This window comes from Streptomyces sp. STAM6, from assembly GCF_054963715.1.
On record NZ_JBUEFZ010000017.1, the window covers coordinates 62,824 to 75,329 of the forward strand.

Annotated in this window: 15 protein-coding genes; 7 read left to right on the forward strand and 8 right to left on the reverse strand. The window is 72.3% G+C overall.

The features are described from left to right. Nucleotides 1–8: 8 nt before the first annotated feature. The 7 genes from ACY34K_RS20575 to ACY34K_RS20605 all read right to left on the reverse strand — a co-directional run bounded on the left by ACY34K_RS20575 (nt 9) and on the right by ACY34K_RS20605 (nt 4,187). Nucleotides 9–527 carry a DUF6099 family protein gene (locus ACY34K_RS20575; RefSeq protein WP_462749131.1) on the reverse strand — a complete coding sequence of 173 codons (519 nt, stop codon included), beginning with the start codon at nt 525–527 and terminating at the stop codon, nt 9–11. A 125-nt stretch (nt 528–652) separates the two neighbouring features. After that, nucleotides 653–1,021, reverse strand: coding sequence for a nucleotide pyrophosphohydrolase (locus tag ACY34K_RS20580; RefSeq protein WP_462749133.1), 369 nt, complete (start codon nt 1,019–1,021; stop codon nt 653–655). Further along, nucleotides 1,018–2,229, reverse strand: coding sequence for an AAA family ATPase (locus ACY34K_RS20585; protein ID WP_462749135.1), 1,212 nt, complete (start codon nt 2,227–2,229; stop codon nt 1,018–1,020). The genes ACY34K_RS20580 and ACY34K_RS20585 overlap by 4 nt, the downstream gene beginning before the upstream one ends. Before the next feature lie 55 nt (nt 2,230–2,284). Beyond that, on the reverse strand, nt 2,285–2,683 hold the full coding sequence (locus ACY34K_RS20590; RefSeq protein WP_462749136.1) for a cell division protein SepF: 399 nt from the start codon (nt 2,681–2,683) through the stop codon (nt 2,285–2,287). 100 nt (nt 2,684–2,783) lie between these two features. Further along, nucleotides 2,784–3,146, reverse strand: coding sequence for a hypothetical protein (locus ACY34K_RS20595; RefSeq protein ID WP_462749137.1), 363 nt, complete (start codon nt 3,144–3,146; stop codon nt 2,784–2,786). Nucleotides 3,147–3,242: 96 nt separating this feature from the next. Beyond that, complete coding sequence (locus tag ACY34K_RS20600; RefSeq protein WP_462749139.1) at nt 3,243–3,560, reverse strand: hypothetical protein; 318 nt, start codon at nt 3,558–3,560, stop codon at nt 3,243–3,245. 87 nt (nt 3,561–3,647) lie between these two features. Continuing rightward, a complete protein-coding gene (locus tag ACY34K_RS20605) occupies nt 3,648–4,187 on the reverse strand; it encodes a sigma-70 family RNA polymerase sigma factor (protein ID WP_462749140.1) in 540 nt (179 codons plus the stop codon). Nucleotides 4,188–4,617: 430 nt separating this feature from the next. Between ACY34K_RS20605 and ACY34K_RS20610 the strand changes: the two genes are divergently transcribed. Genes ACY34K_RS20610 through ACY34K_RS20635 form a run of 6 tightly spaced genes read left to right on the forward strand, consistent with a single transcriptional unit; the run spans nt 4,618 to nt 10,399 of the window. Next, on the forward strand, nt 4,618–5,883 hold the full coding sequence (locus ACY34K_RS20610) for an ABC transporter substrate-binding protein (RefSeq protein ID WP_462749141.1): 1,266 nt from the start codon (nt 4,618–4,620) through the stop codon (nt 5,881–5,883). After that, on the forward strand, nt 5,880–6,962 hold the full coding sequence (locus tag ACY34K_RS20615) for a carbohydrate ABC transporter permease (RefSeq protein WP_462749142.1): 1,083 nt from the start codon (nt 5,880–5,882) through the stop codon (nt 6,960–6,962). The genes ACY34K_RS20610 and ACY34K_RS20615 overlap by 4 nt, the downstream gene beginning before the upstream one ends. Then, on the forward strand, nt 6,962–7,765 hold the full coding sequence (locus ACY34K_RS20620) for a carbohydrate ABC transporter permease (RefSeq protein ID WP_462749143.1): 804 nt from the start codon (nt 6,962–6,964) through the stop codon (nt 7,763–7,765). The genes ACY34K_RS20615 and ACY34K_RS20620 overlap by 1 nt, the downstream gene beginning before the upstream one ends. Next, nucleotides 7,762–8,496 carry an amidohydrolase family protein gene (locus ACY34K_RS20625; RefSeq protein ID WP_462749145.1) on the forward strand — a complete coding sequence of 245 codons (735 nt, stop codon included), beginning with the start codon at nt 7,762–7,764 and terminating at the stop codon, nt 8,494–8,496. Before ACY34K_RS20620 ends, ACY34K_RS20625 begins: the two co-directional genes overlap by 4 nt. Next, nucleotides 8,493–9,260, forward strand: a complete 768-nt coding sequence (locus ACY34K_RS20630; protein ID WP_462749146.1) for an amidohydrolase family protein — start codon at nt 8,493–8,495, stop codon at nt 9,258–9,260. Before ACY34K_RS20625 ends, ACY34K_RS20630 begins: the two co-directional genes overlap by 4 nt. After that, nucleotides 9,257–10,399 (forward strand): DegT/DnrJ/EryC1/StrS family aminotransferase, encoded by a 1,143-nt coding sequence (locus ACY34K_RS20635; protein WP_462749148.1) that lies wholly within the window; start codon nt 9,257–9,259, stop codon nt 10,397–10,399. The genes ACY34K_RS20630 and ACY34K_RS20635 overlap by 4 nt, the downstream gene beginning before the upstream one ends. Here the strand turns inward: ACY34K_RS20635 and ACY34K_RS20640 are convergent. Further along, nucleotides 10,389–11,372 (reverse strand): LLM class flavin-dependent oxidoreductase, encoded by a 984-nt coding sequence (locus tag ACY34K_RS20640; protein ID WP_462749150.1) that lies wholly within the window; start codon nt 11,370–11,372, stop codon nt 10,389–10,391. The two genes, ACY34K_RS20635 and ACY34K_RS20640, sit on opposite strands and share 11 nt — an antisense overlap. An 81-nt stretch (nt 11,373–11,453) precedes the next feature. Between ACY34K_RS20640 and ACY34K_RS20645 the strand changes: the two genes are divergently transcribed. Further along, nucleotides 11,454–12,437, forward strand: a complete 984-nt coding sequence (locus ACY34K_RS20645; protein WP_462749151.1) for a dihydrodipicolinate synthase family protein — start codon at nt 11,454–11,456, stop codon at nt 12,435–12,437. Nucleotides 12,438–12,506 lie beyond the last annotated feature (69 nt).

Sequence of the window (12,506 nt, forward strand, 5' to 3'; positions counted from 1 at the left end):
CACCGAGGTCAGGACGCCGACCCCGCCGCCGAGTCCGCCGGGTCCGCCATCTCCACCCGCTCACGTCCCGCGCCGGAGGGTCTGCTCCGGTCCCGGACCGCGAGCCGGCGCAGCATGACGCGCACCCGGTCGCTCGACTCGTCGGCGGCGTCGATCGCCTCGATGCACTGCCAGTACAGCCCCTCCTCGTCGGTCGCACAGGCGACGCCGACGAGTGCGATGCCCACCTCGCCCAGCAGCGCGACGAGCGCGAGCAGCGCACCACGCAGGTCGGTGACCACCGTCAGCTGCGCCGCCCGCACTCCTCCCGTGCGCAGCACCGGGTGGTCGGGGCCGGTGCCCCGGCCGCCCGTCTCGCTGAGCCCTCGCGCCTCGCCTCTCAGCTCCGGCGGTCCGCACATCGCCAGATGGCTGCCGAGCGCCTGGGCGAGGGCTTGCGCCTGCCAGGCCTCCGCCACGATGTCCTGCGCCGACCCGCTGTCCGCCAGAGACCGCCGACTGGCCGTGATGAGCCGCTCCGCATCCATGTACGCCGCCCCCGTTCGTACGACTGTCCGCCCATCTATTCACTACCCAGAGTGAAGGCGAACGGACCCAAACGCCAGGGGAATTCGGAAATCTGTGGACACGAAGCTCAGTGTGAATATGTGGATCACTCCGTAGAGTGACGATCCTTGCGTGCGGCACGTCCCGGAGGCCGCCCGACGGGGAAGCGGAGCTCATTGCGGTCGATCTTGGCGGAGAGAGCCGCCAGCGGATCGACGCCCAGGACGCCGCAGAACTGGAGCAGATAGGCGAGGACGTCCGCGACCTCGTCCGCCACGCGATGCGCCGACTCGGGTTCCTCCATCACCCGGTCCGCTTCCTCGGGAGTCAACCACTGGAAGATCTCCAGCAGTTCGGCCGCTTCGACGCTCAGCGCCGCGGCGAGGTTCTTGGGGGTGTGGTACGGCTGCCACTCGCGGGACGCCGCGAACTCCGCCAGCCTGCGCTGCAATCCCTGCACATCCAGTTCTGTCACGGCCCCAGGTCTACCACCGTCACCCCGTCGGCCCGGTGCGCGGCCCCCGCCCCCGTCCCGCCGACGGTCCCCACCAGCCGGATGTGGCCCTCGCCGCAGATCGCCGCTGCCAGCGACATCAGTTCGGCCGCCTGCCGGGGGTCGAGATCGCGGTCGAAGCCGTCGGCGAGGACCGTGAGCGTCTGCATGGCGTCCGGCACCTCCGCCGCCCGGTCCACGGCCAGCACGCCCGGCCCCGTCAGCAGCACGAGCGCGAGGGCGAGGTAGCGCAACTCGCCCTCGCCGAGCCGTTCGACCGGCATGCCGGCGCCGTGCCCGTCGAGTCCGAGCACCGCCCGGACCCTGCCGTCGGCGAGTGTCTCGACGCCCAGCTCCCGCACCGGCCCGGCGCATCCCGCACGGGCGACCGCGGCCAGCCGGGCGTGTCGTCTCGGGCAGTCCGTGCGGGTCCGGTGCAGCACCGCGGCCAGGTTGTCGCAGCCGCGCCGCAGCCGGCCCTCGCCCGGGGCGACGGGTGCCCTCATGTGCTGCGGTTGCGGCTCGCAGGTGAAGAGGGAGCGAAGCGCGACCACGACCTGTTCGGCGGCGGCCAGCACTTTGAGCTGCCCTTGCGTCTTGCCCGCGACGCGCAGGGGCAGCAGCGCCGTGGCCAGACGGTCGTCCGGCAGGGGCGCCCGGGTCACCGGGGCCGCGCCCGCCGTGTGCCACTCGGCCTGGACGCTGCTGCGCCCCGGGTCCCGCAGGGCGGTGGTCAGCAGGGTGCGTCCGTCGCCGTCGGTCAGCCGTTCGCCGGCGATCCGGAGCCGGGGGTGGGCCTGTACGGCGAGGTCGAGGCGTACGGGGCCGGCCGGGCCGTCCACCGTGCAGCCGATCCGGAAGCCGCGCCGCCCCTGCGCGTCGGGCGCGGCGCGCTGGGGCACGCACGCTTCGGGGTCGGGGAAGACGTCGGGGAGCGCGGCCCCGGCGGCGAGCAGTGCGAGCGCCTCGTACGCCTGTAACGCGCCGGACTTGCCGCTGCCGCTCGACCCGGTGAAGAGGGTCACGGGCCCGAGGCGGAAGACGGCCCCGCGGTGCGACTTGAACGAGGACAGCCGCAGCTCGGTGACGGCCGGGCGGCCGGGGCTGCGGAAATGGGAGGGAGTCGGGAGGCCGGCGGGGGCGGGGAAGCCGCCGGGGCCTGAGGGACGGGCGCGGCCGGAGGGGTCCATGGCCGGACCGTATGAGCGCCCGTCCCTGCTGAACCGTTCCGCCCGAACATCTTTCCTACGAATGAGGGACGGAAGCGGCGGCGGCGCCCTCGACCTCCGTGCCGAGCGGCGCGAGCAGGAAGACGTTCCGGTCGACCCGGTGCATACCGCTGCCGAGACCGAAGACGACTCCGCTGCTGAAGTCCAGGATGCGCTTGGCGACCTCGGTGTCCGCCCCGGTGAGGTCCAGCAGGACCGGGATCTGCGCGATGAGGTACTCGGCGACCTCGCGCGCGTCGGCGAAGACCTGCACCCGCAGTACGACCATACGGCGCTGCTCGGCGGCCTCGTAGTCCCGCGGAATCGTCCGGTGGTCGATCCTGGACGGCCACTCGTTGCGCCCCCGCAGCGGGACGACCTGGGCCAGGCCCTCCCACTGTTCGTCGGTGACGTCGTACCTCTCGTACCTACTCATACGCCTATCCTCGCCTCCCTCACCCGTTCGGCCCAACTCCGACACGAACGGGTCCGGAACGAATCCGCGCCGCCCGCCGCTCCGGGGTCCGGGGTGCGGGTCAGCGGCGGGGGCGGAGCAGGGCGGCCGCCCCCCAGGCCGCCGCGGAGGCGCCGAAGCAGTCACCGCCGCCGTCGTGGCCGGTGAAGAACAGCACCACTCCCGCGACGAAGGCGACCACCGCGCTCACGATGGCGACGACGAACAGGGATTTCCGGGCCGCGGCCGGCGCTTTGTGGCGCACGGCACGGCGGGTCTCACGCCGCCTGCGGCGCCGCAGGCGACGCAATTCGGTCCTGGCCGCGGCGGCTTCCGCCCTTCGGCAGAACAATTCGTGCTCGGCCGCGGCCATGAGCTCGTCAAGGTTTGGCATATTCCAGTCGGGCAGGTGCGGGGTGTCCGGGCGCTCGTGCATGCTGGCCATGGGGGGCTTCCTCGGGGGTGTGTGCTCTGGGGACGTCTCCGTCACGCCCGCTGCTCACGGGTTCCTACGCCGGGTGAGCAGCGGGCTCCTCGGTGACTACATGCTGCTGAACTGGCTGATCGCGGCGAGGGCGAGAAGCAGGCCCACCGCCGGTACACCGGTCAGCAGCGGCCAGATCAGACGGCGGGGGCGGCCGGACCCGGCTGGGCCCGCCTCCTTGCCGGCCTGCCGCTCGCTGCGCCGGCGGTCACCCTCGGCGAAGATCCGGTCCAGTTCGGCCTTCACCTCGGCGGGCGGAGTGGAGCCGTAGTGCGCCAGCGCCCACAGGCGCAGAGCCGAGAAGTGCTTCGCGTACCAGCGGGGCGGGATGGGCGGCCCCCCGCCGGGGGTGCCTTCCGGCTGGTTCTCCAACATGATTGATACGCCTTCCTCTGTTGGTCGGGAGGTGAGGGCCGGCGCCGGTCGATCCTGCCCGACGGACCGGGGCCGGCCCCGTGTGCGCTAGATGTCGAAGCGGTCGAAGTCCGCCTTGTGGCGCTCCAGCCGCTCGTGAGCCCGCGTCAGGGCGGTGCGTACCGTCCGCCTGGTCCGGTGGATGCGCTTGGCGATCTCCTCCACGGACAGGCCCTCGCCGTAGTGCAGCTCCATGACGTGGAGCTGCCGGCCCCTGAGGTGCCGACGCATCAGCGTCCACAGCTCGCGGATCTGCTCCGGGGCGTGCTTGCGCACGCTGTCCGGCATCTCTTCCCCGTCGTCACCGTCCACGTCCTGGTCGCGCTCGTCGTCGTGGGACATGAGCGGGTCGAAGACGCAGGTGACGTACTCGTGCTTCCTCTTCCTCCTCCCTTCACTGCGCTTGCCGCGGGCGCGCCGGTACACCTCGGCGGTGAGCCGGTCGGTGACGACCTCGAAGCTGGTGATCTCTTCCGGTCTCGACCACGCGTCGGCGAAGGCCTCGTGGAGGACCTCTTCCTTCTCGTCGTCCTTGAGTCCCTGGAAGTCCAGCCCGGTGAGGAGCTCCGTCCGGAGAGCCTCGTACACGGCGGTGAGGATCTCTTTGGGCTGCTGCCCCCCTCTTTGAGCGGGGATATCAGGCACCGGGTGGCCTCCAGATCGTTCGCTGACGGTGAGAACGCGGAGAACGCGAATACGTCCTCACCCACTAGGCCGTCGGTGGCGGCAAAGATGCCCATGGCAACGGAATTGCCGCGTCCGGAACGCCGGGCGGGGCGGCTTCGTCACTCCGGCGAAAAGGCGGACGGCGCACGGCCCGAGGCGGGCGCCGAAACCCTTTCGGGCCGTGCCGCAATCGACGGGGACGGGTCGGCCGGCCTCACGTGGCGTCAGACGACGGCCATAAGAAGGGTGTTGTCCACAGGGCACGGCGGGCAGCATTGACAGCCCAAATGTGCACGGTTACTTTCGGCCCAGGCCGAAACTGTCCAGGTTCCCAGGCCTTCCGGAGGCCCCCATGAAGACAGGCTTCAAGCGCGCCACCGCACCTCTCGCACTCCTCACGCTCACCGCACTGACCGCGGCCGGCTGCGGCGACGGCGACAGCGGCTCGGGGTCGGACAAGGTCACCGTCTGGATGTATCCGGTGATCATGGATCCGAAGGCCAACGCCGCGTACTGGGACGGGATCGAAAAGGGTTTCGAGGCGGCGGAGAAGGGCGTCGACCTGAACATCGAGCAGCTGCCCTGGGAGAACCGCGACCAGAAGCTCGCCACGGCGTTCGGCAGCGGCAAGGGGCCGGACGTGGTCCTGCTCGGCCCCGACCAGATCCCCCAGTTCCAGGCGAACGGCGCGGTCCAGCCCGTGGACCGGGCCATCGAGAAGTCCAGGAGCGCGTTCCGGCCCGCCGCGCTGGAGGCGATGACCCAGGACGGCAAGGTCTACGCGGCGCCCATCTACCACACCGTCACCAGCACGCTCTACAACAAGAAGCTGCTGGACAAGGCGGGGATAAAGGAGCCACCCACCACCTGGGACGCCATCAGGGCGGCCGCGCCGAAGCTGAAGCAGGCCGGGGCGGCCACGCTGGACTACTCCGCGAGCAACGAGGCGTCGCTCAACATGAGCTTCTACCCCCTGCTGTGGCAGGCGGGCGGCAAGGTGTTCGACGAGAGCGGCAGGAAGACGGCCTTCAACAGCCCCGAGGGCGTGGAGGCGCTCACCTTCCTCGTCGACCTGTACAAGAGCGGGGCCGTGCCGAAGTCCGCCCTGACCAACGCCAACCTCTTCACCGACCAGGCGCTGGGCAAGGAGCAGGTCGCGATGGGGTACACGAACACCCCCGCCGACGCGCTGCTCGCGGAGAAGACCTGGGGCAGGGGGAACGTCATCGTGGGCCCCGCCCTCGCCGGCCCCGGCAAGCAGGTCTGCTTCGGCATGCCCGGCGGCCTCGGCATCAATGCCCGGACGAAGAACCTGGACGGCGCGGAGAAGTTCATCGCGTACATGACCGAACCGGCGCAGATCGAGTCCATGGGCAAGGCCGGTGGCTTCTTCTCGCCACGCAAGGACGTCACGGTACCCAGCGACAACGCGTTCGCGAAGGAGTACCAGGCGGCGCTGGAGCACACCTTCCCCGGTGAGCCGAACCCGGCCGCCCGCCAGCTGATGGCGCTCGTGTCGCCGGAGATCCAGGCCGCCCTGACCGGCAAGAAGAGCCCCAAGGAGGCGCTGGAGGCGGCGGCGGAGGAAGGCGACGAACTGCTGGCGCGGCAGCGTTGAGCAAGGTCGAGCCCCGCGAGGCCGCGCCCGACGAGCCCGACGAGCCGGGCCCCGGACCCACGACCGGGCCCGGCTCGGCGACCGGGACCGGCGCCGGTGCCGGTGCCGGTGCCGGTGCCGAATCCGCCCAGGGGGTCGCCGGGGCGGTCACGACCGCTCCGGCGACCGCCCCGGCAGCCGCACCCGGGCCCGCCTCGCGGCGGCGGCCCGCGGTGCCGCGACGGCGCGAAGCCCTCGCCGGGCTGGCCTTCGTCGCACCGATGCTCGTCCTGTTCCTCGTGTTCCGGTTCGGGCCGACGCTCGGTGCGGCGTTCCTCTCCCTCACCGACTACCGGCTCAACGGCTCCTGGGAGTTCATCGGGGCGGCCAACTACACCCGGCTCCTGGACGACGACCTGTTCTGGGAGAGCCTCGGCGTCACGGCGCTCTACACGGCCCTGTACGTCCCCATGACCGTGCTGCTGGCGCTCGGCACGGCCGTGCTCCTGCACCGCACGCTCTGGCTGCGCGGCTTCTTCCGGGGCCTGTTCTTCCTGCCGTACGTGACGAGCATCGTCCTCGCCGCCGTGATCTGGAAGTGGATCTACGAGGTGGAGGACGGGCTGCTCAACAGCACGCTGGGCGCCCTCGGCCTGGGGCCCGTCGACTTCCTCGGCAGCGACTCCCTGGTCCTGCCGTCCATCGCCGCGGCCTCCGCGTGGAAGGGCTTCGGGTACTCGATGCTGATCCTCCTCGCCGGGCTGCAGTCGATCCCGCGCGAGGTGGTCGAAGCGGCCACCATCGACGGCGCGAGCGCCTGGCAGCGCTTCCGCTGGGTGACGCTCCCGCTGCTGCGGCCCGTCCTGTTCTTCGTCCTCGTCATCGAGGCGATCCAGGCGTTCCAGGTCTTCGACGCCATGTACGTGATGACGGCCGGAGGCCCGGTCAGGGCCAGCTATTCGCTGGTGTACTTCCTCTACGACTCCGGCTTCAAGTTCTTCGACTTCGGTTACGCCAGCGCGGTCGGCCTGGTCCTCTTCCTCGTCGTCCTGGTCTTCTCGCTGATCCAGCGCCGGCTCATCGGAAGGGACGCCGACTGATGGCACGGCTGAGACTGCCGGTCCTGCTGATCCTGGTCGCCGTCGTGACGGTCACGCCCTTCGCCATCATGGTGCTGGTGGCCTTCGCGCCGCCCGGCGGCCGCACCCTGCCCGGCGCCCTGGACATCACCCGGGCCACCTGGCAGAACTTCTCCGACGTCCTGGCGAGCGCCGACATCACCCGCTGGGCGATCAACTCGCTGGTCTACTCGCTCGTGTCGGTGCTGCTCATCCTGCTGTTCGCGTCGATGGCCGGATACGCGTTCGCCAAGAAGCGGTTTCCCGGCCGCGAGCTGCTGTTCTGGTCGTTCCTGGCCACCCTCATGGTGCCGTTCCAGGCCACCCTCATCCCGTACTACATCCTGGTCTCCGAACTCGGCGGCGTGGACACGTACTGGGGCCTGATCGTGCCGACCCTGGCCAACTCCCAGGCCGTCTTCCTGATGCGGCAGTTCATCGTCCAGCTGCCCGACGAGCTCTTCGAGGCCGCGAAGATCGACGGGGCTTCCGAGTGGCGGGTCTACACCACGGTCGTTCTGCCGCTGATCCGGCCCGTCCTCGCCACACTCGGCGTCTTCGTCTTCCTCTGGCACTGGAACGACTTCCTGTGGCCGCTGGTCATCGGCCAGTCCGAGGGGATGCGCACCCTCACGGTCGGTCTCGCCACCCTGGAGGGCGAGAACGTCACGATCAACCAGATCATGGCGGGCGCCACCATCACCGTCATCCCCTGCCTGCTGGTCTTCGGGCTGCTCCAGCGCTATCTCACCGACTCGATCGCCACCAGCGGCCTCAAGTCATGACGGGGCACGCCGGCCCGGCCGCCGCCCCGGTCGTCGATCTGAACCGGATGCTCGGCCCGCTGCCGTACGACTGCGTGCCCAGCCGCGACGAGAAGGGGCTCGTCGGGGAACTGGACCGGCTGCGGATCGACGCCGCCTGTGTGGTCCACGCGCACGCCGTGCACGGCGATCCGCGCGACGGGAACGAGCAGCTGGAGCTCATCCGTGACGCCCGGCTGCGACCCGTGCCGGTCCTCGTCCCGGGCCCGCTGGGCACCGGGGCGTGGCCGGACGGCGACGCCCGGCTGGTCCGGCTGTGTCCGCGCCTGCACGGCTGGTCGCCGGCCGGCCCGCACGCCCTCGTCCTCGCCGCCGAGCTGGCCGGAGCCGGCACCAGCGTGCTGCTCGCCCGCGACGAGGTGACCGGGCCCGAGCTGCACACGCTGGCCACCGCCGTGCCGGACCTGCGCGTCGTCCTCACCGGCACCGGCTACCGCGGTCTGCGCGAGCTGACCGAACTGCTCGACACCCACCCCCTGCTCCACGTCGAGACGTCGACGCTGTGCGGGCACCGCCAGGTCGAGTGGTTCGCCGAGCGGTACGGGGCCCGGCGCGTCCTGTTCGGCACCGGCGCGCCGGTCACCGATGACGCGGGGCCGCGTTTCCTGCTGGACACCCTCGATCTTCCCGAGCGCGACGCGGCGCTCGTCGCCGGCGGCAACGCCCTGCGGCTGCTGGACGGTGAGCCGTGACCGGTACCGCCCTCGACATCGTCGACGCCCACGGGCACATCGGCCGGTGGTCCGCGTTCGCCGTCCCGGACGGCTCGGCGGACGGGTTGGTCGCCATGATGGACCGGTGCGGAGTGGCCACCTCCTGCGTGTCGCACCTGCTGGCGGTGGGGCCGGACGCCCGTGCAGGCAACGCCCTGCTGCTCGACGCGCTCGACGCGCACCCCGGCCGGCTCCTCGGATACGCCGTGTTCTCCCCGCACGATCCCCAGGCTGCGCCGCGGCTGCGCGATCTGCTGGACGTGCCCGGGGTCATCGGCGTGAAGCTGCATCCGGAGACGCACCGAACGGCCCTCGACGACCGCGCGTACACCCCCGCGTTCGAGGCGGCCGCCGAGCGGGGCCGGATCGTCCTCGCCCACAGCCAGCACGGCAGCCCGTGGGCCGATGCCCGGCACTTCGCGGCGGTCTCGCCCCGCCATCAGGGCGTGCCGCTGCTGATGGGCCACACGGGGCTGTTCCCCGAGGGCTTCGGCCCCGCCGTGGAGACGGCGGCCCGGTGCCCGGACGTGGTGCTGGAGACCTGCGGCTCCAGGATGACGGCCCGTCATCTTGTGCGGATCGTCGCCGAGGCGGGCGCCGACCGGGTGGCGTTCGGGTCCGACGCCGTCTTCCTCGACCTGCGGACCGGACTCGGCCGGGTGCTGCTGTCCGAGCTGACCGACGCGGAGCGGGAACAGGTGCTGCACGGCACCATGGACCGGCTGCTGAAGGAGATCCGGTGACCGGACGGCAGGACCGTCCCGGCCGCCCCGTGTGGCCCGACTGGCCGCCGACCCCCACCGATGAGCAGCGCAGGGCTCTGCTGCGGGTGCTGGACAGCGGGCGATGGGGCGCCACGTGCGGCACGGCGACCGAGGAGTTCGCGGCGGCGTTCGCCCGCCGGGTGGGAACGGCCCACGGCGTGTGCACGGTCAATGGGACGGTCGCGCTGTTCTTGGCGCTGCGCGCGCTCGGGGTGGGCCCGGGCGACGAGGTGATCGTGCCGGCCTACACGTTCGTGGCGAGCGCCACCGCCGTGGCGCTGGCGGGGGCCGTGCCGGTCGTCGCGGACGTGGACCCGGACACGCTGCACCTCGATCCCGGGGCCGCGCGGGCCCTCGTGGGGCCCCGCACGAGGGCCGTGATGGCCGTGCATCTGGCCGGCGCCCCGGCCGACACGGAGACCCTGCGGGGATTCGGCCTGCCCGTGGTGGAGGACGCGGCGCAGGCGCACGGCGCGGAGCGGCACGGCCGTCCGGCGGGCACGCTCGGCGACCTCGCCTGCTTCAGTTTCCAGTCGGGCAAAGCGATGACCGCGGGCGAGGGCGGCATCGTGGTCACCGGTGAGCGTGCTCTGTACGAGCGGGTGTGGTCACTGCACAATGTGGGCCGCCGGCCCGGCGGCGACTGGTACGACCATCCGGAGCCGGGCTGGAACCTGCGGATGACCGAGTTCCAGGCGGCCGTCCTGCACCCGCAGCTGGCGCTGCTGGACGGCTGGATCGAACGGCGTGCCCGGGCGGCCGCCGCGCTGGCCGGTGCCCTCGCCGCCGTACCGGGGCTGGATCCGGTGCCGGTGCCGCCCGGCACCACGCGGCACACCTGGCACCTGGCGATGCTGCGGTACGACCCCGAGGCGTTCGGGGGGCGGCCGAAGCCTGCGTTCCTGGCGGCGATGGCCGCCGAGGGGGTGCCGCTGGACGCGGGCTACCGCTCGCTGAGCCGTCTGCCGTACGTGTCCGCGCCCGCGCCCTGCCCGGTCGCCGAGGCGGCCGAGGAGAGCGTGGTGTGGGTGCGCCAGCCGATGCTGATGGCCGGTGAGGCGGCGATGGCGTACGTGGCCGGGGCCGCGCTGGCCGTGAGGGAGCGGTTCAGGAGCTGACGGGGGCCAGTTGCAGGTCGCCGAACGCCTCGATGGCGCGCAGGGCGTCGGCCTGTGGCATGCCGGGCGGCTGGACGCGCAGGACCAGCCCGTCGGCGCCCATCTCGGCGTACCGTCCGATCCGTTCCTCGCACTCGGCGGCCGAGCCGATCACGGAGCGGGCGGCGATGTCCTCCCACGGCTGGGCGTACCGTGCGGCGTCGGCGGAGGTCCGCTTCCAGTCGCCGTAGGCGTCGTACAGCCCGCGCAGCGGGCCTTCGAGGGTGTCGCGGGCCTGCTGGGAGGTGGGCGCGGCGTACCCCTCGCGGCAGACGATGACCTCGGCGCCGAGCGAACGCGGGCCGCGCGGGTACGAGCGGTAGGCGGCGATCTTCCCGGGCAGTTCCTCGTCGGTCTCGTTGAACGAGGTGGTCCAGCCGTCGCAGACGAGAGCGGTGCGCTCCAGGGCGGCGGTCACGCGTCCGCCGTTCCAGACGCGGGGGCGCGGTGTCTGGACCGGGCGGGGCGAGAGGAAGGCGTCCTCGACCCGGTGCCAGCGGCCTTCGTGGGTGACCTTGTCCTCGGTCCAGAGCCGGGTGACGAGCTCCAGGCACTCCTCGAAGCGCGACACCCGCTCGTGGGGCCGGATGCCGTACAGCGTGAACTCCTCGGGGCGGTAGCCGAGGACGAAGCCCGCGGTGAGCCGGCCGCCGGAGAGCACGTCGATGTGGGCGAGGGTCTCGGCGAGCCACACGGGGTGGTGGACCGGCGCGATCAGCCCCGCGGTGGCCAGCCCGATCCGGTCGGTGTGGGCGGCGAGATAGGCCAGTGAGGTGATGGCCTCGTGGTACCCGGGCCGGTGCAGGTGGCGTTCGCCGAGGACGGCCCAGGCGAAGCCGGCCTGCTCGGCGAGGCGCACCTGTTCGACGGCGTCGGCGAGGCGGGGCCGGTCGGCCCCGCCGGCGTAGAGATTGACGTACAGACCGAGTCGCATGGGAGAGCGTTCCCTTCCTTTACGGTCCGGGCCGTAAAGGCTAGCGTGTCGGCGACGACCGCGACAGACGGGAGCAGGCCCATGTCCCCCACGGAGGCTGTGGAGTCCCTGGTGCGGCGGGTGCGTGGGACGGTGCTGCCCGCCGTCGCGACTCCCATGGACTCGCGTGGTGTTGTGGACTTCGGGGCGCTGCGCGGCTACGCCGAACGGATCGCCGCCGCGCCCGTCGGCGGGGTCGCCGTGTGGGCGCACACCGGGCGGGGACTGTACCTCTCGGAGGGTGACCGGGACCGCGTGCTGGCGGTGTGGCGGGCGGCCGTCGAAGGGCCTGTGGTCGCGGGTGTGGGGGTGCCGCGCGCGGACGGCGCGGTGGGGCTCGGTGACGCCGTGGAGGCGACCGTGGCGATGGCGGTGCGGGCCGCGGAGGGCGGCGCGGACGCGGTGATGGTGTATCCGCTGGCGCAGCTGGACGGGGACGACGGCGCGGCGGTCGCACTGCACGAGCGGGTCGCGTCGGCGAGCGGCCTGCCGGTGATGGGGTTCTTCCTGCACGGCGAGGCGGGCGGCTATCCGTATCCGCCGGCTCTGGTGGAGCGGCTGCTGGCGCTGCCGTCGGCGGCGGGGATCAAACTGGCCACCCTGGACCGGGCGATGGCCTGCCAGGACGCGATCGGTGCGGCGCGGAGCTCCGGCCGTCTGGTCGTGACGGGTGAGGACCGGATGTTCGGTCCGTCGCTGATGTGGGGCGCGGATTCGGCGCTGGTGGGGATCGCGGCGGCGCGGGTGACGCTGACGACGGCGGTGCTGGACGCGTGGCGGGCGGGGGACCACAGCGGCTTCGTCCGGGCGTCCGCGCGTCTGGACCGGTTCGCGGAGGTCACCTTCCTCGCGCCGATCGAGGGCTATGTGCAGCGCATGCTGTGGGCGGCGGTGTGGGAGGGACTCCTCCCGGAGGAGGCCGCGCACGATCCCTACGGGCCCCGGCTTGCGGACGCGGAGCGGCGGGCCGTCGTCACCTGCCTGGAGGAGCTCTCCAAGGAGGCGGACGACGGCCCGCCGTCGTGACCCGGACGGGTGACGGCCCGTCACGGTCCCGCCCGGTGGGCCTGCCCGGTGCGGTGCCGGCCCGGTGCC

Excerpts from the sequence above, each read along its gene's own strand:
- ACY34K_RS20575 (WP_462749131.1), bottom strand. The coding sequence starts at position 527 with ATGGATGCGGAGCGGCTCATCACGGCCAGTCGGCGGTCTCTGGCGGAC.
- ACY34K_RS20585 (WP_462749135.1), bottom strand. The coding sequence starts at position 2,229 with ATGGACCCCTCCGGCCGCGCCCGTCCCTCAGGCCCCGGCGGCTTCCCC.
- ACY34K_RS20590 (WP_462749136.1), bottom strand. The coding sequence starts at position 2,683 with ATGAGTAGGTACGAGAGGTACGACGTCACCGACGAACAGTGGGAGGGC.
- ACY34K_RS20595 (WP_462749137.1), bottom strand. The coding sequence starts at position 3,146 with ATGGCCAGCATGCACGAGCGCCCGGACACCCCGCACCTGCCCGACTGG.
- ACY34K_RS20600 (WP_462749139.1), bottom strand. The coding sequence starts at position 3,560 with ATGTTGGAGAACCAGCCGGAAGGCACCCCCGGCGGGGGGCCGCCCATC.
- ACY34K_RS20610 (WP_462749141.1), top strand. The coding sequence starts at position 4,618 with ATGAAGACAGGCTTCAAGCGCGCCACCGCACCTCTCGCACTCCTCACG.
- ACY34K_RS20620 (WP_462749143.1), top strand. The coding sequence starts at position 6,962 with ATGGCACGGCTGAGACTGCCGGTCCTGCTGATCCTGGTCGCCGTCGTG.
- ACY34K_RS20625 (WP_462749145.1), top strand. The coding sequence starts at position 7,762 with ATGACGGGGCACGCCGGCCCGGCCGCCGCCCCGGTCGTCGATCTGAAC.
- ACY34K_RS20640 (WP_462749150.1), bottom strand. The coding sequence starts at position 11,372 with ATGCGACTCGGTCTGTACGTCAATCTCTACGCCGGCGGGGCCGACCGG.
- ACY34K_RS20645 (WP_462749151.1), top strand. The coding sequence starts at position 11,454 with ATGTCCCCCACGGAGGCTGTGGAGTCCCTGGTGCGGCGGGTGCGTGGG.